The organism is Microbacterium sp. SORGH_AS_1204 (genome assembly GCF_030818935.1).
GTDB lineage: Bacteria > Actinomycetota > Actinomycetes > Actinomycetales > Microbacteriaceae > Microbacterium.
This window is the reverse complement of the sequence record NZ_JAUTBD010000001.1, coordinates 323,009-340,433: the sequence shown is the minus strand read 5'-3', so window position 1 is coordinate 340,433 and position 17,425 is coordinate 323,009. Positions and strand designations below refer to the sequence as shown.

Genomic DNA, 17,425 nt, shown 5'->3' with positions numbered 1-17,425 from the left:
CAGCGGGCGCAGCGCGCGGAGCGCGCAGGGCAGAGCACGGAGCTCAGGCGGGGGCGGAGCCCCAGGAGTGCAGGGTCGTCGGGATGGATGCCAACGTCACCAGCGCCGCATCGCGGTCGGCGCGGGCGAGAGTGAGGCCGGCCACCACCAGCGAGGCGCAGACCGCGGCGAGGGCATCCACGGCATCCGGGGTCAGATCAGGACGTCGATCGGCGACGGCGGCGCGGATCGCGGCCCGCATCTCGGCGGCGTACCCCGAGACCAGCGCGCGCACCTCGGCGTCGTCGCTCGCCAGCGACGAGGAGCCCGCGTTGAGCAGCAGGCAGCCGAGCCGGGCGCGGGGGGTGTCGGCGGCGATCGCGTCGCGCATCTCGGCGACGTATGACTCGAGCGCGCCGGGATCTCCCCCGCCCAGCGGGCGCAGGCGCGTGCGCACCACGTCGTCGAGATAGGCGGCGAGCACCGCGTCGAAGAGTCCGCGCTTGCTGCCGAAGGCGTTGTAGATGCTGGAGCGGGTGAGGCCGGTGGCCTCTTCGAGCTCCGTGATACCCGCCTCGGCGTAGCCGCGGCGCCAGAACACGTCGCGCGCGGCGTCGATTACGGCGGAGCGTTCGAAGCTCGGCATCCTGCCCATGTTCTCTCTCCGTTCTCGAGGGTGGCTGAGCCTGTCGAAGCCACCGGGCCCCGGGAGTCCCGTGAGTTCCGGACCCTTCGACAAGCTCAGGGCCCTCCCGCCACGCTACCGACGGGGCTGCGGAACGGAGGTGATCGAGCCCGCCGAAGCCACCGGACCGCGCTGTTGCGTTGCCGAGCACGAGGTCTATATTAGACCGGTCGTTACAAAATAACCACAGGAGGAATCCATGCGCGCAGTCATCCACCACCAGTTCGGCGAACCCGCCGACGTCCTCGGCATCGAAGAGGTCGAGACCCCGACCCCCGGTCCCGGCGAGGTGCGCCTGCGCGTCACCCTCTCGCCCATCCACAACCACGATCTCTGGACCGTCCGCGGCACCTACGGCTTCAAGCCCGAGCTCCCCGCCCGCGCCGGCACCGAGGCCGTCGGAATCGTGGATGCCGTCGGCGACGGCGTCTCGCTCGAGATCGGCCAGCGGGTGGCCACCGGCGGCACCTTCGGCGTGTGGGCGGAGTACGTCATCGCCCCCGCCGCCGGCCTGATCCCCGTCTCCGACGCACTTTCCGACGAGGTCGCCGCGCAGCTCGTCGCCATGCCGTTCAGCGCCATCAGCCTGCTGCACTCGCTCGATCTGAAGGCCGGCGACTGGATCGTGCAGAACACTGCCAACGGAGCCGTCGGCCGCATGGTCGCGCAGATCGCGAAGGCCCGCGGCATCCACGTCATCGGCCTCGTGCGCCGGCAGAGCGCCGTCGCCGAACTCGCCGAGCAGGGCATCGACAACATCGTCTCGACGGATGCCGACGACTGGCGCGACACGGCACTCGCCCTCGCCGACGGCGCGAAGATCGTCGCGGGGGTCGACTCGGTCGGAGGGCCCGCCGCGGGCCAGGTGCTGTCGCTCCTCAGCGAGAACGGCACCCTCGTGATCTTCGGGTCGATGGGCGCGGGAAAGCTCGAGCTGTCGGCCGGCGACATCATCTTCCGTCAGGCCACCGTGAAGGGTTTCTGGGGCAGCGTCGTCAGCAAGACGATGGATGCCGACACCCGCGGCGCCCTGTTCGGAGAGCTGTCCCGTTACCTCGCCGACGGCACCGTGACGCTGCCCGTTGCGGCGACCTTCGGTCTCGACGACATCGTCGACGCGGTCACGGCCAGCGACTCGCCCCGCGTCGGCAAGGTACTGCTGCGTCCGTGAGCGCGGCCCGGGCGCGGGCTGTCGCGCGCACCGGCCTGTGCAGCCCGCTGTCGCGCCCGTGAGCGCGGCCCGGGCGCGGGCTGTCGCGTGCACCGCGCGTGCAGCCCGACCCCCGCGCCCGTGCACAGCGCAGGAACGATCACACCGGCGGCACCGCCCACCCCCGGAAACACGAGGCACCGCCCCGGATACTCCTGAGTCGTGCATGCGCCTCGGGCCGCGCCGCGCCCGCGCCGACACCGTGCGTGCAGCCCGACCCCCGCGCCCGTGCACAACGCAGGAACAATCGCACCCGCGGCACCGCCCACCCCCGGAAACACGCGGCATCGCCCCCCGCACCGCCGCCGATTCTCCTGCGTTGTGCACGCACCCGGCGACCCGCGCCGCGCGGCGCCGCGCCCGCACCGGCACGCGCCGCAGAGCCGGGGGCGGATCAGCCGGGGAGAGCCTCCAGCGCGACAGCCAGCGCATCGATCGCGGGACGCTGGCCCTTCACGAGCGCGTCGCGAGCGGCATCCAAGCTCATCCACTCGGCGCGGTCAACCTCGGGAAACGACGCCATGCGACCCGAACGCGGCGGCCACTGCATCTCGAACTCCCCGAACACGAACCCGGATGCCGTGAACGCGGCGCCGTCGCCCGCGAACACGACCACCTTCTTGCCCGACAAGTACGCGAAGGTGCCGAGCTCCGCCCATTCGACCTCGGGCGGCTCGACGCCGAGTTCCTCGCGGAACTCGCGGCGGGCGGCATCCAGCGCCCCCTCGCCGTCGGGGTCGTACTCGCCCTTCGGGATCGACCACGCGCCGGCGTCCTTCGCGGCCCAGAACGGCCCGCCCATGTGCGCGAGGAACACCTGCGGTTCCGGCGCCAGCCGGTACAGCAGGAGTCCCGCGCTCCACACGACCATCAGGTCACCGCGGCGGGGACCTTGTTCGCCTCGTCGGCGATGATGTCGGCGCGCTTGCGGTACGTGCGGGCCGTGACCCGGTCGAGGGCGATCTGGCCGCGCATCTTCTCGGCCTTCTCGTACAGCGACGGGCCGCCGAACCCGGTCAGCACCTTCACGAGCACGGGCAGCAGCTCGATCATGAAGAACAACGCGGCGATCAAGTAGTGCGCCCACCGCAGCACCGGCTCGCGATCCGACAATCGTTCGAGCGCCGTGATCTGACTCAGCAGGCCCACGGCTCCCGCGTTGCCGTCGGCGACGGACTCCGCGCGCGCGTTGTATGCCGCGAGCGCCGACTCGTACTGCGCGCGCGCTGCGGGAAGCTGATCCTGCGCCTGCTGCTTGTTGGCGTCGGCGGTGGATGCCGCCGCCGCCGCGCCCGCGGTGTTCGCGGCCGCGAGGGTCGACTGCGCCTGCTGCAGCTGCGTCGACAGCGAGTCGTACGCCGACTGCGCCTGCTGCAGCTGCGCCTGCGCGGCGTCGGAGCTCGCGCCGCTGCCGGCGAGACCGGTGCAGCCCGGGACGGTTCCCGCGCCCTGACCCGTGAGCTCGCACTGGTACACCGCCCGCGCCTGGTCGATCACGGTCTGCTGCGCGGCGAGCTGCTGCGTGAGCTGATCCACGGTCTGCTGGGCGGCGGCGGACTCCGCCGAGGTCGACGACGTTCCGGTCACGATGCCGGTCGCCGCCTGGTTCTCGAGCGCCGAGACCTGCGCCGTCGCCGCGTCGAGCGCCTGCTTCTCGGGGCCGCTGGTGACGGCATCCTGATCGCTCAGCGCCTGGGTGACGTTGGTGGAGTTGACCTCGCGCACGATGTCGTTCTGGAAGATCTGCAGCACGAGCGGCTCGGCCACCACGACGCCGATCAGCGCGGCCATGATCACGCGCGGCAGGGCGAGGCCGAGCAGCCGGAAGAGGTTCTTGGTCGAGCGCATCGTCGAGGTGAGGAAGCGGTCGAGGTTGAAGATGATCAGACCCCACACGAGCGCGAGCGGAATCGCCAAGAAGATACTGACGCGCACGCCGGTCAGCAGCGCGAACATCATCGACAGCGCCGAGACGAGCGCCGTACCCGCCAGCACGAGGAACATCTGCACGAAGCGCGGCACCTCTTCAGGCACCTCGTCGAGCACGTCATTGTCGGCACCGCCGAGCACGGCCATGCGACGGACGAGCGAGAGGCTCGGGCGACGGGGGTCGTGCCGGCGGAGCCGCGTCGGACGGGGCTCGGATGCCGCGGGGGCGGGCGTTGCGGGCGGAACCTTCTCGGGTTCGACGTCGCTCTCGGCCTCGGGAGCCGGGGCCTCGGTTTCGCGGTCGAGCACGGCGGTCTCGTCGCGGTCGAGCACCGCGGTCTCATCGCGGTCGGACGAGAGGGGGTCGTCGTCCAGGAACGGGTCGCGCGGCTCGTCGCCAGTGGAGGGGGCACGCCAGGGCTCGGCGGTGTGATCGTGAGCGGCGGTCTCGGGTTTCGCCGCGTTCTGCGCGGCGAGGATGTCGTCGAGATACTGCTCGCGTTCCTCGTCCGTCGTGAACTCGATGCGGCCGTCGGAACCGAAGCGGCCGGGCCGGTGAGCGGAAAAGGACATTCGCACAGGGTACGACCCGCTCCCTGCCCGCACCTGAGCGGGGCCTGAGGCACGGCCCAGCGCCCGCCCGGGCTCTGGCGGCCGCGCTCCGCGCCGCCGCACCCGCGCATCACCGCCCGGGCCGCCGCCCGCCCGGATCGCGCACGCCCCGCACCAGCGCACCGCCGCCGGGACCGCCGCCCGCCCGGATCGCCCGGCGAGATCACACGTTCCACCCGAGATCACACACGATTGCGGCGAATAGCGTGTGATCTCGCGCACATCGAGTCATCTCGCGGCCCGAACGGGCCGGGGCCGGGCGCCGAGCGCCGGACGCAGCGCCGCGCCCCGCAGCGCCCCGCACGCGAAAGCGAGCCAGACGCGAACGTCCGACCCGCTCAGCCGTCCGCGTCAGACCAGGCGCTGCTTCGGCGACACCTCGTACGTGTTGTCGGGGTCGGAGAAGACCGCGTCGCCGAGGGCGTCGTCGATGGCGGCGAGGGTGTCGGCGTCGAGGGTCACACCCGAGGCCTTCACGGTGTCGGCCAGCTGCTCGGGGCGCGAGGCGCCCACGAGGGCGGCGGCGATGTTGGGGTTCTGCAGGACCCACGCGATCGCGAGCTGCGGCATGCCGAGCCCCGCCTCGTCGGCGATGGGCTTGAGCCGCTGCACGGCCTCGAGGGTGTCGTCGTTGAGGAACCGCTTGATGAAGGTGGCGCCGCTCTTCTCGTCAGTCGCGCGCGATCCCTCGGGCACCGGCTGACCGGGCAGGTACTTGCCGCTGAGCACGCCCTGCGCCATCGGCGACCAGACGATCTGCGAGATGCCGAGCTCTTCGCTGGTCGGCACGACCTTGCCCTCGATCACGCGCCACAGCATCGAGTACTGCGGCTGGTTCGAGATGAGCTGGATGCCGAGCTGCTTCGCCAGCGCATGTCCGTCTCGCAGCTGCTCGGCCGTCCATTCCGACACGCCGATGTAGAGAGCCTTACCCTGCCGCACGACATCGGCGAACGCCTGGAACGTCTCTTCGAGGGGCGTCTCGTAGTCGAACCGGTGGGCCTGGTAGAGGTCGACGTAGTCGGTGCCGAGGCGCTTCAGCGAGCCGTTGATGGAGTCCATGATGTGCTTGCGGCTGAGCCCGGTGTCGTTCGGACCCTTGGGACCGGTGGGGAAATACACCTTCGTGAAGATCTCGAGCGACTCCCGCCGCTGCCCCTCGAGGGCCTTTCCGAGTACGGTCTCCGCCGCCGTGTTGGCGTAGGTGTCGGCGGTGTCGAACGTCGTGATGCCCGCATCGAGCGCGGCGTGCACCGTCGCGATCGCGGCGTCGTCACCGACCTGCGAGCCGTGGGTCACCCAGTTGCCGAGGCTGATCTCCGAGATCTTGAATCCACTGTTTCCGAGGTAGCGATAACCGACCATCCCTCCACGCTAACCCTGGCCACCGACACCGGGGCCGTGGCATCCGCTCCCCCTCCTCTCCGCGCGAGGGGTCAGTTTCTGTCGCCCAGAAGCGCACGAAGCGACACTCCTTGACCCCTCACGTGCCGGAAGCGCGGCACGCGCTCGAACGCCGCGGCATCCCGCGCCCCGCGCGAGGGGTCAGAATGTGTCGCCCCCAAGCGCCTGAAGCGACACTTCTCGACCCCTCACGCGCTCGAAGACCCGCGCGCGCAGACGGGGGCACGCGCCGAAGCCGGCATCCCCCCTCCCCGCGTGAGGAGTCAGAATGTGTCGCCCAGAAGCGCCTCAAGCGACACTTCTTGACCCCTCACGCGCTCGAAGACCCCTCACGCGCGCGAAGACCCCCCATGCGCGCGAAGACCCCTCACGCGGCGGGGAGAGGCCCGCTCACGCGTCCTTGCGGATCCAGCGGAACGTCACGCGCACCAGCGCGAGACCCACCACCAGCCACAGCGCCGTCACGAGCAGGATGAGGGGGTGGTCCCACGACCCCGAGGGCTCGGCATCCGCGAAGCTCTCGGGCAGGAACACCGATCGGAAACCCTGCGCCAGCCACTTCAGCGGGAAGATGCTCGCGAAGTCCTGCAACCAGTCGGGGAGGGCCGCGAAGTTGATATAGACGCCCGAGATGAACTGCAGCAGCAGCACGATCGGGATGACGACACCGGTGGCGCTGCGACCGGTGCGCGGCAGCGCCGACAGACCGATGCCGAGGATCGCGCAGGTGGTGACGCCGAGCACGAACACCCACGCGAAGGTGAGCCAACGCTCGGGCTCGGTCGGCAGCGGCACCCCGAAGAACACCGCGGCGACGACGATGAGCAGCACCGACTGCAGAAACCCGGTGATGAGCACCTGTCCGAGCTTGCCGATGAAGTACGACACGGGGCTCAGGGGCGTGCCGCCGAGGCGCTTGAGCGTGCCGTCACTGCGCTCCATTGCGATGTCGATCGACATGTTCTGCAGGCCCGACAGCAGCACGCCGGCGGCGAGCATCGCGGGGAGGTAGAACTGCGCGGCATCCACTTCTTCCCCGGGAGGGCCGAACGTCTGCGCGTCGAAGGCGACGGCGAAGATCAGCAGGATCATCACGGGGAACAGAAACGTGAAGAACACCGAGTCGCCCTGACGGAAGTACGAGCGCACCTCGAACGCGATGCGCGCGGCGCCGAGCCGCAGCACGCGGCTCACGCGGCGTTCCCGGCCTCGGTCACGCGCCGCGCTTCGTCGCCGAGGAACGACAGGTACACGTCTTCGAGGCTCGGGCGCACCACTTCGAGGCGGTCGGGTTCGCCACCGCGGGCGTAGAGGCCGGCGACGAGAGCGCCGGGGTCGTCGGTGCGCTCCTCGTGCATCGCGTCTCCCTCGCGCCACCGCACGATCGGCACGCGCGCGGCGGGGCCGCCCAGGTCGTCGATGGGTCCCACGGATGCCACCTCGCCGGCGACGATGATCGCGGCGCGCTCCGCGAGCTCGGCGGCCTCGTCGAGATAGTGGGTGGTCAGCAGGATCGTCGTCCCTTCGGCCTGGAGCTGCCGGATCAGGTCCCAGAAATGCCGCCTCACCTCCGGGTCGAAACCGGTCGTGGGCTCGTCGAGGAACAGCAGTTCGGGCCGGCCGATGATCCCCAGTGCGACGTCGACCCGGCGGCGCTGTCCGCCCGAGAGCTTCCGCACGGACACCTTCGCCTTCTCGCTCAACCCCACCGCGGCGATCACCTCGTCGACGTCGCGCGAACGCGGGTAGAACGAAGCGAAGTGCGCGAGCAGCTCTCGCACGGACGCCGTCGGCGCCTCGCCGGTGTTCTGCAGCACGATGCCCAGGCGCGCCTTCCAGTCGAGGCCCCCGCGGTGCGGGTCGACCCCGAGCACGCTCACCTCGCCGCTCGTGCGGTCGCGGTAGCCCTCGAGGATCTCGATGACGGTGCTCTTGCCGGCGCCGTTGGGCCCGAGCAGCGCGAACGTCTCGCCCCGGCCGATGTCGAAGCTCACCCCGCGCAGGGCCTCGAGGCCCCCGCGGTAGGTCTTGCGAAGATCCTGGACCCGCACGACGTGTTCGCTCATGGGGCTCAGTCTGGCGGCCACGCTCGTCGTTCAGGAACAGTCGGTCCTGCGAAAACTCTTGGCATGGCGAAACCAAAGCCATATGATGGCTGACGGCTAACAGCTTATGTCCGCACGAAGGAGTGAGACGATGATCGAAGCGCACGCTCTGCGGGGTTTTCCCGCGCCACTGGCCGTCGCAGCCGACGAGGTCCGCTCGGCGTCCGCCGCCCTCGGTTCGCGCCTGGTGGTGCTCGATGACGACCCGACGGGAACCCAGTCGGTCGCAGACCTCCCCGTCCTCACCGCCTGGGATGCCACCGACTTCGCCGCGGTCTTCGCGACCGACGCTCCGGCCGTCTACGTGCTGACCAACGCCCGCAGCCTGGGCGAGGCCGACGCCCGCACCCGCAACCGCGAGGTCGCGGCGAACGCCCTCGCCGCCGCGCGCGAGGCGGGCGTCGACGTCGAGTTCGTCAGCCGCGGAGACTCGACCCTGCGCGGGCACTTCCCGCTCGAGACCGACACGCTCGCCGAGACCATCGTCGCCGCCGGCGGCGCCCCCATCGACGGCGTGCTGATCGTCCCCGCGTTCCCCGACGCCGGCCGTGTCACCATCGGCGGCGTCCACTACATGCGCGAAGGCGACGAGCTCCGCCCCATCGGCGAGACCGAGTTCGCCCGCGACGCCACCTTCGGCTACTCCAGCTCCGACCTCGCCGAATGGGTCGCCGAGAAGTCCGACGGCCGTCACCCCGCGGCATCCGTCATCGTGATCGACCTGTCGATCGTGCGAGCGGGGGCCGAAGCGGTCGCCGACGCGATCCAGGATGCCGAAGACCGCACGCCCATCGTGTGCGACGTCGTGACAGAAGACGATCTGCGCCTGCTGTCATTGGGACTGATCGAGGCGCGTCGACGGGGGAAGAACCTGCTGTCACGCGTGGGACCGCCGTTCGTGCGCGCGCGCATCGGTGCGGAGCAACGCGCCCCGCTCACCACCGCGGAGGCCTTTCCCGACGGCGGTGCCCAGCGTGGCGGTCTGATCGTCGTCGGTTCGCACGTCGCCGTCACCACCCGCCAGCTCACGCGGCTGCGGGCGGTGCACTCCGACATCACCGACATCGAGATCGACGTCGCGCGAGTGCTCGACCCGACGGGCGCCCCCGCCTACCTGCGGCAGACCGCAGCCGACGTGGCCGCCGCCCTCGACGACGGCGACGTCGTGGTCAGCACCTCCCGCACCGTCACCGTCGCGGCCGACGCCGACGCCAGCCTCGAGATCGCGCGCACCGTCTCGTCGGCCGTCGTGCAGATCGTGCAAGACGTCGTGGCGCAGACCCGCCCGCGTTTCGTCGTCGCCAAGGGCGGGATCACCTCGAGCGACGTGGCCGCCCGCGGCCTCTCGATGCGCCGCGCGACGGTGCTCGGGCCGATGCTGCCCGGCATCATCTCGCTCTGGGAGCCCGTCGACGGCCCCGCCGTGGGCGTTCCGTACGTCGTCTTCGCGGGCAACGTCGGCGACGACGACGCGCTCGCCCACGTCGTCTCCACCCTCACCCGAACCCCCGCGGCCACCGCCGACCGCTGACATCCGTCCCGCATCGCAAAGGAGCTACGCCATGACCACCACCTCCACCGTCGCCGTCCTGGGCCTGGGCGCCATGGGTCTTCCCATGGCCACGCGCCTGGCCACCGGACTCCGCGTCCACGGCTTCGACATCGCCCCCGCCCGCCTCTCGCTCGCCGAGGAGCACGGCGTCATCGCCTTCCCCTCTGCCGCTGACGCGGTGGCCGAAGCCGACGCCGTGCTGCTGGCCGTGCGCGACCAGTACCAGCTCGACGACGTGCTCTTCGGCGAGAACGGGATCGCCACCGCCCTGCGTCCGGGCTCGGTCGTCATCCTCACCAGCACCGTCGGCACCTCCGGCATCCGCCCCGTCGCCGACCGCCTCGCCGAGCTCGGCGTCGACCTCGTCGACGCGCCGCTGTCGGGCGGCCCCGTCCGCGCGGGTCAGGGCGACCTGCTGATCGTCGTGGGCGCGTCCCCCGCCGCGCGCGCGAAGGCGGCGCCGGTGCTGGAGCTGCTGGCATCCACCCTGACCGTGGTGGGCGACAACCCCGGAGACGGTCAGGCGCTCAAGACGGTCAATCAGCTGCTCTGCGGCGTGCACATCGCCGCGGCCGGGGAGGCCCTCGCCCTGGCCGACGCCCTCGGGCTCGACCCCGAGAAGACCCTCGAGGCGCTCATGGGCGGCGCCGCCGCGTCGTTCATGCTCGGCAACCGCGGGCCCCGCATGCTGCAGGCCTACGACGAAGAGGGCGCCGAGGTGCTGAGCGCGCTCGACATCTTCGTGAAGGACATGGGGATCGTCGGAGACGCCGCGCGCCGCGTGGGTCTGCCCACCCCCATCGCGGCCGCCGCCGAGCAGCTCTACCTCACCGGTCGCTCGCAGGGCCTCGGCTCGAACGACGACTCCGCCGTCATCCGCGCGGTCGCCCCCGAGCGTCGCAACGACTGACCCCCACCCGAACACGGAATCGAAGGAGATCCCGCCATGCCCCTCATCCTCACGGCCGACACGCCGCCCATCGCCCCCGCGGTGGAGTTCGGCACCGGCGCCCTGCTCGCCATCGCGGCAGCCGGTATCGCCCTGCTGCTCGTGCTCATCATCCTGTTCAAGGTGCACGCGTTCGTCGCGCTGCTCATCACGAGCGTCGCCGTCGCGATCTCCGCGCAGATCCCCGCGGGCGACGTGTTCACCATCGTCGCGAACGGCGTCGGATCGACCATGGGCAAGGTGCTCATCATCATCGCGCTGGGCGCGATCCTCGGACGCCTCATCGAGGTGTCGGGCGGTGTCCAGCAGCTCGCCGAGAGCTTCACCGACCGCCTCGGGCCTCGCCGCGTGGCGATCGCCCTGACCATCGTCGCCTTCGTCGTGGCGATCCCGGTGTTCTTCGAAGTCGGCGTCATCGTGCTCGTGCCGATCCTCTACGCCTTCAGCAGAATCGCCGGCGTCAAGCCGATCGTGTTCGGCCTGCCGATGTTCGGCCTCATGCTCGCCGTGCACGTGGCCGTTCCGCCGCACCCCGGCATCGTCGCGGGCGCGGGCGTCTTCGGCGCCGACCTGGGCCTGGTCACCGCGATCGCCCTGCCCATCTGCGCCGTGCTCGGGTTCCTGTGCTTCTGGGTCGCGCGCATCATGAACCGCACCGAGTACGCCCTGGCCCCGCGGGTCGCGACCCAGATGGCCGAGTTCGGTCAGACCTCGACGGTCATCGAGTCCCGCCGCGCCGACGGCACCGTCGTGGCGCCGCCGAGCACCGGAACCGTCGTCGCGCTGATCGCTCTGCCCATCGTGCAGATCCTCATCGGCACGATGCTCTCGCTGAGCCTGCCGGCGGGGTCGACCGGCCGCGGCGTCGCGACCTTCATCGGCACCCCGGCGTTCGCACTGCTCGTGGCAGTCATCGTGGCCTTCTTCGTGCTGCCGGTGCGCCGCCGCTGGGGCCTCGCCCGCACGAACGAGGTGTTCGAGAGCTCCATGCCCCCGATCGCATCGATCCTGCTCGTCGTGGCCGGCGGCGGTGTGTTCGGCGCCGTGCTGCAGGCATCCGGAATCGGCACCGCCCTGTCGGTCACCCTCGAGCACCTCGGCGTTCCCCTGCTGGGCGCGGCGTTCCTCATCACGCTCGCTCTGCGCGCCGCCCAGGGCTCGGCGACGGTCGCCATCGTCACCACGGCGAGCCTGCTGTCGGCGGGCGTCGCCGAGGCCGGGTATACGCCGCTGCAGATCGCCGCGGTCGCGGTGGCCGTGGGCTTCGGCTCGCTCGGCCTGTCGATGGTCACCGACGCCGGATTCTGGATCGTCACGCGCTATCTGGGCCTCACGGTCGCCGACGGCCTGCGCACCTGGACGGTGCTCACGACCATCCTCGGCGTCGCGGGCTTCCTGCTGACGTGGGCGGTGTTCGCCCTGGCGGGCTGACCGGTTCTGCACGCACGCCGGGTCGGGGACGGATGTTCCCCGGCCCGGCGATTAGGTTGGAGCGGAAAGGGGATGCCATGGCACGACGCTCACGTGTCGACGAGGTCGTCGACGGGCTGTTCGACGACATCGTCGCGCGCCGTCTCCTCGCCGACCAGGCTCTCCCCAGTGAACCGGAGCTCGGCGAGCGCTTCGACGTCAGCCGGGTCACCGTGCGCGAGGCGGTCAAGACGCTCCAGGCGCGTGGAGTCGTGCGGGTCGAGAGCGGGCGCGGGTCTTTCGTCCAGCCGGTCTCACGCTGGACGTCGCTGAGTGCGGTCCTCGCCGCCACCTCGGCGACCGGCGACGCGGAGGCCGCCGAGCAGCTCATCGAGCTGCGGCGCATCTTCGAGACGGGGGCCGCGGCTCTGGCCGCGTCTCGGGCGACGCCCGACGAAGTGGATGCCATCGCCGCCGACCTCGACGCCATGCGCGATGCCCATCGCACCGACGATCTGGCATCCTTCGTCGCCGCCGATCTGTCGTTCCACGATCGCATCATCGCGGCCTCGCGCAACCCGTTCCTCACCGTGATGTTCGCGCCCTTGACCGAGGTGCTCTCGGAGCGCCGCGCGCAGACATCACGGGTGCGGCTCATCCAGGAGCACGCCATCGTCGAGCACGAACACGTGCTCGACGCCCTCCGCGACGGCGACCCCGAAGACGCCCGCCGCGCCATGGACTCCCACATGCGACAGACCCTCGAGGATCTGCGCGAGCACGTGCTGCACGCCTGACCACGGCGCCGCAGCGGCGATCGTGCATTGTTCGATCTGCGTCCTTCTTCGCGCCACGGAGGCGGCTCCGGATCAACGAGACACCGACGTCAACCCGCCTCGATTCCCCCTGGTCATGCACCGGGCGCCCTGGACGCCGTTCCCCGTGACCCGGCGAAGACCCTGGCAATCGTCTGGACAAGCCAAACCATCCCCCCACCCGACCCCGGATGACCTTTGCACGGTGTTGCTCCCCCCGGTCGTCGTGCGTCCCCCTTACCGCACTCGAAGCGTCCCCGTCGACGCTGGAGGTCGTCCTTCCATGTCATTGCTCACCGCCATCCGGGTCGAAACGGCACCGGACCCCACGCCCGGTCCGCTGCTCACGCCCGTCGCCCCCGCCCCCGGCCTTCCCGACGACGTCGTGACGGTCCCCGTCCCGGCACAGCCGGGTTCCTCGGTGACCGGAGGGTTTCTCCCCGACTGGTCGATCGGCGAGTGGTTCGGCTACAGCGGCGTCATCGTTCTCGCCCTTCTGCTCACCGTGGTCGCGACGACGACGCTGTGGTGGATGCTGCACGCCTGGCGCTCCGCCGCCGACCTTCGTGCCACACAGTTCAGCGCCACGCCCCACCCCGCGCGCCACCGCTTCACCCTGCTCGTTCCCGGGAGACACGAGGAGGAAGTGATGGGGCAGACGCTCGACCGTCTCGCGCAGCAGGATCATCCGGACTTCGAGATCATCGCGATCGTCGGCCATGACGATCCCGGCACCGAACTCGTCGTGCGACAGGCCGCCGCTCGGCATCCCGACCTCATCACGGTCGTCGTCGACGACAGCGTGCCCAAGAACAAGCCGAAGGCGCTGAACAAGGCCCTGCAGATCGCCACGGGCGACGTGGTCGGCGTCTTCGATGCCGAGGACGAGGTGCACCCGGGGCTCCTCACCGTCGTCGACTCGAAGTTCCAGGAGACCGGAGCCGACGTCGTCCAGGGCGGCGTCCAGCTCATGAACTTCGAAACCAGCTGGTGGTCGCTGCGCAACGTGCTCGAGTACTACTTCTGGTTCCGCTCGCGACTGCACTTCCACGCGCGCTCGAAGTTCATCCCGCTCGGCGGCAACACCGTGTTCGTCACCCGCAAGCGTCTCACCTGGTCCCGCGGCTGGGACGACCAGTGCCTCGCCGAGGACTGCGAGCTGGGCGTGCGGCTGTCGAGCGACGGCGCCAAGGTCGTCGTCGCCTACAACCCCGAGTACGTCACGCGGGAGGAGACCCCGCCCACCCTGAAGTCCCTTTACAAGCAGCGCACCCGCTGGAACCAGGGATTCCTGCAGGTACTCGGCAAGGGCGAGTGGAAGGCACTGCCGACCCTCCGCCAGCGCATGTACGCCCGGTACCTGCTGAACATGCCGTTCCTTCAGGCGGCGACCGGCCTGCTCATCCCCGTCTCGGTGGCGTTCATCCTGCTGGTCAAGGTGCCCACGCCGGTCGCGCTCATCACCTTTCTGCCTCTCATTCCCACGGTGATCACGCTCGTGGTCGAGGCCGCGGGGCTGACGGAGTTCGGGCGCGTCTACGACAAAAAGGTGTCGATACGCGACTACGTGCGACTCGTTCTGGGCCTCGTTCCGTATCAGGTGTTCCTCGCCGCCGCCGCTGTGCGCTCCGTTGTCCGGCAGCTGCGCGGCGACGGGAGTTGGGAGAAGACCGAGCACACGGGCGCGCATCGGGATGCCACGACCCCGGCGGCGCCGTCCCGTGAATTGGTCGACGCAGCGACGGAGGGAGCACGATGACCTCTCTGCTTGATCGCCCGTCGGCGGCGGACGCCCCGTCGCCCGACCGTCTGTTCCGCGCGCGCTCGCTTCGCCGGCGTGGCCGGATCACGGACCTCGCGTGGCTGCTTCCGCCCCTGCTCATCGGACTCCTCGTCAACGCGCTCAACCTCGGTGGCTCGCCCCAGCGCATCGACGACGAGGGCACATATACCGCCCAGGCCTGGAGCATCGGCAACCTCGGCGAGCTGACGCACTACACCTACTGGTACGACCACCCGCCGCTCGGGTGGATGCAGATCGCCGCCTACGCCGGCCTGACCGACGCGTGGGCCCGGTACGACATCGCCGTGGTCGCCGCCCGCGAGGCCATGCTCGTGGCCACAGGGATTGCCGCCATCCTGCTGTGGGCACTCGTGCGCCGCATCGGGTTCGCGCGCCCGACCGCCTCCGTCGCGGTGGCGGTCTTCCTGCTGTCCCCGCTCGCGGTGCAGTTCCACCGGCAGGTGTACCTCGACAACATCGCGACCGCCTGGCTCCTCGCGGCGCTGCTGCTCGCTCTCAGTCGACGCGCGCAGCTGATCGGCTATGTCGGGGCGGCCGCGGCGTTCGGCGTCGCCGTACTGACGAAGGAGACTTACCTCCTCGCCCTGCCTCTGATCGCCTGGTTCATGTGGCGCGGGGCCGACCGCACGACACGCCGCTACACCCTGTCCGTCGCCGCAGCCGTCCTCGGCCTGATCGGCCTGACCTACGTGGCTTTCGCGGTAGTCAAGGGCGAGGTCATGCCCGCCGACGGTCGCGTCAGCCTGTGGGACGGCCTGGCCTTCCAGTTGGCCTCCCGCGACGGCAGCGGCTCGCTGTTCGACCCCGAGAGCCTGTTCTCGCGCACAGCGGGTCTCTGGTGGCAGCTCGACGCGGTCCTCATCGTCACCGCGCTGGCGGCGGCCGTGGCGGCGCTGTTCGTCCGCCGCCTGCGCCCTTGGGCGATCACCCTCCTCGCGCTGACCGCGTTCATGTTCCGCGGCGGCTACCTTCCGGTGCCGTACGTCATCATGATGCTCCCCTTCGCCTCGATCGTCGTGGCCGGCGTGGGGCAGGTGGCCGTCGCGTCGCTGCGCTCGCGCGCGACGCTGCGCCGCTTCGGCGGGGTCGCCCTGGCATCCGGACTCCTCGTCGCCCTGGTGTCGGCAGGTCCGCTGTGGGCCACACAGTTGCGGGGGTTCCTCCTCGCCGATCTCGACCGGCCGCTGCGCGATGCGGAGGCTTGGATGTCGCAGAACGCCCCCGGCGACGCCCGCATGCTCGTCGACGACGCGATGTGGGTCGACCTCGTCGAGGCGGGCTTCGCTCGCGAGGACGTCGTCTGGTACTACAAGGCCGACACCGACACCGATGTGCAGGATCTCGCACCCGACGGCTGGCGAGATTACGACTACGTGATCACCACGGACTCGATGCGGACCTTCCCCACCGAGTCCCCGACCGTCCGTCAGGCCATCGAGAACAGCGTCGTCGTCGCCTCGTTCGGCCAGGCTGCGCAGCAGGTCGACGTGCGCCTCGTTGACCGCGATCAGGCCGCCCTCGCGCAGGCTGCCGACGACGGACTGTATGCCGCACGCTCCATCGCCGGGCAGCAGCTGCTGCGCAACCCCGACGTCGGCGTTCCCGGTGCGGCGCAGGACCTGCTCACCTCCGGAGTCGTCGATGGACGCATCCTGCTCACGCTGGGCCAGCTCTCCTCGACCGGCCGCATCGACCTCGCCGACATCGCGCAGCTGGAGGGGGATCCCTCCGGAGTGCACCGCCAGTTCGTCGTCAGCTCGTTCGCCGGCCAGGATGCGCGCGGCACGGCACCCGGTTCCGACGCGGTGGTGCGGTTCTACGAGTCTCTCGCGGGCCAGCTACGCCCGGTCTCGGTCGAGCGCAGTGACGCCGGGGTGGTCGTGACCTACTCCCCCGACGAACCGACCGGCCTGCTTCCCCGTCCGACCACGTGACACCGCTCCCTCACCGCACCATCCCCCTGACCCCCCGATGAAAGGATCCGCCATGACCCGCACCATCGACACCTCCCGTTCCTCGAGCCGCACGCCCCGGCGCGGCCTGCGCGCCCTCGCGTTGGCCGCGGCCGCCGCACTGCCCCTGGCCCTCGGGGTCGCCACCGCACCCGCCGCGATGGCGGCTTCTCCCGCCCCCAGCGGGTGGGCGCGCGTGGCCCACCTTTCGCCCGACACCAAGTCGGTCGACGTGCAGCTCACGGCCCTGGCCGGCGGTGCCGTGGTCTACGAGCTCGACGACGTCGCCTACGGAGCGGTCAGCCCGTACATCCCGCTCGCGGAGGGGACCTACGTCGTCGCCATGGTGCCCTCCGATGCCGCCGACGACGCCGAACCCGTCGTGCGGCAATCCGTCGACGTGTCGCAGGGGGTGCCCGTCACCGTCGCCGCCTACGGACGCAACGCCGACCTGAAGACCGCCGTCTTCACCGACGACCTCTCCGCGCCCGCGGCAGGCGATGCGCGCGTGCGGGTGGTCCAGGCCTCCACCATCGAACCCGTGGTCGACGTCGACACCGCGCAGGGGCGCGCGATCGCCCGATCCGTTCCCACCGGGTCGGCGACGGACTACGCCGAGGTCTCCGCCGGATCGTGGGACCTCGAACTGTCGGGTGCCGACGAGACGGCATCCTCGGCCGTCGACCTCCCCGCGGGGAGCGTTTCGACCCTCTTCGTCCTCGACGATGCCGCCGGCACCCTGACCGCGCGGGCGGTCACCGACTCCGCCACCCTCGCCGACATGCCCATCGGCGGCATCCACACCGGCGGAGGGGGCACGGCCGCGCAGCCCGTCCCCGCGGCGGGGCTGCTGGCCGGCGCCGGTGCGCTGCTCATCGCCCTCATCTCAGCGGTCGTCGTGCGGCGCCGCCGGGCGGCGAAGGGAACCGTGTGAGCGGCACGCGGGGGCTCCTCGGCGTCGGCGCGCTCTCCGCGGCCGTCGGGATGGTCCTCACCGCTTGCGCGGCACCGACCGATGA

At 70.9% G+C, this 17,425-nt stretch carries 14 protein-coding genes; 8 read left to right on the top strand and 6 right to left on the bottom strand.

Going from position 1 to position 17,425, the window contains the following annotated elements:
* Positions 1-43: 43 nt before the first annotated feature.
* Positions 44-625 carry a TetR/AcrR family transcriptional regulator gene (locus QE410_RS01515; protein ID WP_307327029.1) on the bottom strand — a complete coding sequence of 194 codons (582 nt, stop codon included), beginning with the start codon at positions 623-625 and terminating at the stop codon, positions 44-46.
* A gap of 238 nt (positions 626-863) precedes the next feature.
* Here QE410_RS01515 and QE410_RS01510 point away from each other — a divergent pair, with 238 nt between their 5' ends.
* Complete coding sequence (locus QE410_RS01510) at positions 864-1,835, top strand: zinc-binding dehydrogenase (RefSeq protein WP_307327028.1); 972 nt, start codon at positions 864-866, stop codon at positions 1,833-1,835.
* A 433-nt stretch (positions 1,836-2,268) separates the two neighbouring features.
* Here QE410_RS01510 and QE410_RS01505 read toward each other — a convergent pair whose 3' ends face one another.
* The 5 genes from QE410_RS01505 to QE410_RS01485 form a co-directional block, all read right to left on the bottom strand.
* On the bottom strand, positions 2,269-2,745 hold the full coding sequence (locus QE410_RS01505; protein ID WP_307327026.1) for an NUDIX domain-containing protein: 477 nt from the start codon (positions 2,743-2,745) through the stop codon (positions 2,269-2,271).
* Positions 2,745-4,376: a DUF4407 domain-containing protein gene (locus QE410_RS01500; RefSeq protein ID WP_307327024.1), complete on the bottom strand. Its 1,632-nt coding sequence runs from the start codon at positions 4,374-4,376 to the stop codon at positions 2,745-2,747. The genes QE410_RS01505 and QE410_RS01500 overlap by 1 nt, the downstream gene beginning before the upstream one ends.
* Before the next feature lie 390 nt (positions 4,377-4,766).
* Positions 4,767-5,780 (bottom strand): aldo/keto reductase family protein, encoded by a 1,014-nt coding sequence (locus QE410_RS01495; RefSeq protein WP_307327022.1) that lies wholly within the window; start codon positions 5,778-5,780, stop codon positions 4,767-4,769.
* Positions 5,781-6,209: 429 nt separating this feature from the next.
* The gene (locus QE410_RS01490; protein ID WP_307327020.1) at positions 6,210-7,013 is read right to left on the bottom strand and encodes an ABC transporter permease; all 804 of its coding nucleotides are present in this window, start codon (positions 7,011-7,013) and stop codon (positions 6,210-6,212) included.
* Positions 7,010-7,885 (bottom strand): ABC transporter ATP-binding protein, encoded by an 876-nt coding sequence (locus QE410_RS01485; RefSeq protein WP_307327018.1) that lies wholly within the window; start codon positions 7,883-7,885, stop codon positions 7,010-7,012. The genes QE410_RS01490 and QE410_RS01485 overlap by 4 nt, the downstream gene beginning before the upstream one ends.
* 130 nt (positions 7,886-8,015) lie before the next feature.
* On the opposite strand from QE410_RS01485, the gene QE410_RS01480 reads away from it, so the two are divergent.
* The 7 genes from QE410_RS01480 (at position 8,016) to QE410_RS01450 (ending at position 17,340) form a co-directional block, all read left to right on the top strand.
* A complete protein-coding gene (locus tag QE410_RS01480; RefSeq protein WP_307327016.1) occupies positions 8,016-9,455 on the top strand; it encodes a four-carbon acid sugar kinase family protein in 1,440 nt (479 codons plus the stop codon).
* Between the two features lie 31 nt (positions 9,456-9,486).
* Positions 9,487-10,386 carry an NAD(P)-dependent oxidoreductase gene (locus tag QE410_RS01475; RefSeq protein WP_307327014.1) on the top strand — a complete coding sequence of 300 codons (900 nt, stop codon included), beginning with the start codon at positions 9,487-9,489 and terminating at the stop codon, positions 10,384-10,386.
* Between the two features lie 36 nt (positions 10,387-10,422).
* A complete protein-coding gene (locus tag QE410_RS01470; RefSeq protein ID WP_307327013.1) occupies positions 10,423-11,856 on the top strand; it encodes a GntP family transporter in 1,434 nt (477 codons plus the stop codon).
* A gap of 77 nt (positions 11,857-11,933) precedes the next feature.
* Positions 11,934-12,632, top strand: a complete 699-nt coding sequence (locus QE410_RS01465) for a FadR/GntR family transcriptional regulator (protein ID WP_307327010.1) — start codon at positions 11,934-11,936, stop codon at positions 12,630-12,632.
* 301 nt (positions 12,633-12,933) lie between these two features.
* A complete protein-coding gene (locus tag QE410_RS01460; RefSeq protein ID WP_307327008.1) occupies positions 12,934-14,409 on the top strand; it encodes a glycosyltransferase family 2 protein in 1,476 nt (491 codons plus the stop codon).
* The gene (locus QE410_RS01455; protein ID WP_307327006.1) at positions 14,406-16,388 is read left to right on the top strand and encodes a hypothetical protein; all 1,983 of its coding nucleotides are present in this window, start codon (positions 14,406-14,408) and stop codon (positions 16,386-16,388) included. Before QE410_RS01460 ends, QE410_RS01455 begins: the two co-directional genes overlap by 4 nt.
* Before the next feature lie 52 nt (positions 16,389-16,440).
* Complete coding sequence (locus QE410_RS01450; RefSeq protein WP_307327004.1) at positions 16,441-17,340, top strand: DUF4397 domain-containing protein; 900 nt, start codon at positions 16,441-16,443, stop codon at positions 17,338-17,340.
* The last annotated feature ends 85 nt before the right edge of the window (positions 17,341-17,425 follow it).

Excerpts from the sequence above, each read along its gene's own strand:
- QE410_RS01460 (WP_307327008.1), top strand. The coding sequence starts at position 12,934 with ATGTCATTGCTCACCGCCATCCGGGTCGAAACGGCACCGGACCCCACG.
- QE410_RS01455 (WP_307327006.1), top strand. The coding sequence starts at position 14,406 with ATGACCTCTCTGCTTGATCGCCCGTCGGCGGCGGACGCCCCGTCGCCC.
- QE410_RS01510 (WP_307327028.1), top strand. The coding sequence starts at position 864 with ATGCGCGCAGTCATCCACCACCAGTTCGGCGAACCCGCCGACGTCCTC.
- QE410_RS01505 (WP_307327026.1), bottom strand. The coding sequence starts at position 2,745 with ATGGTCGTGTGGAGCGCGGGACTCCTGCTGTACCGGCTGGCGCCGGAA.
- QE410_RS01475 (WP_307327014.1), top strand. The coding sequence starts at position 9,487 with ATGACCACCACCTCCACCGTCGCCGTCCTGGGCCTGGGCGCCATGGGT.
- QE410_RS01495 (WP_307327022.1), bottom strand. The coding sequence starts at position 5,780 with ATGGTCGGTTATCGCTACCTCGGAAACAGTGGATTCAAGATCTCGGAG.
- QE410_RS01480 (WP_307327016.1), top strand. The coding sequence starts at position 8,016 with ATGATCGAAGCGCACGCTCTGCGGGGTTTTCCCGCGCCACTGGCCGTC.
- QE410_RS01470 (WP_307327013.1), top strand. The coding sequence starts at position 10,423 with ATGCCCCTCATCCTCACGGCCGACACGCCGCCCATCGCCCCCGCGGTG.
- QE410_RS01500 (WP_307327024.1), bottom strand. The coding sequence starts at position 4,376 with ATGTCCTTTTCCGCTCACCGGCCCGGCCGCTTCGGTTCCGACGGCCGC.
- QE410_RS01450 (WP_307327004.1), top strand. The coding sequence starts at position 16,441 with ATGACCCGCACCATCGACACCTCCCGTTCCTCGAGCCGCACGCCCCGG.
- QE410_RS01465 (WP_307327010.1), top strand. The coding sequence starts at position 11,934 with ATGGCACGACGCTCACGTGTCGACGAGGTCGTCGACGGGCTGTTCGAC.
- QE410_RS01485 (WP_307327018.1), bottom strand. The coding sequence starts at position 7,885 with ATGAGCGAACACGTCGTGCGGGTCCAGGATCTTCGCAAGACCTACCGC.
- QE410_RS01515 (WP_307327029.1), bottom strand. The coding sequence starts at position 625 with ATGCCGAGCTTCGAACGCTCCGCCGTAATCGACGCCGCGCGCGACGTG.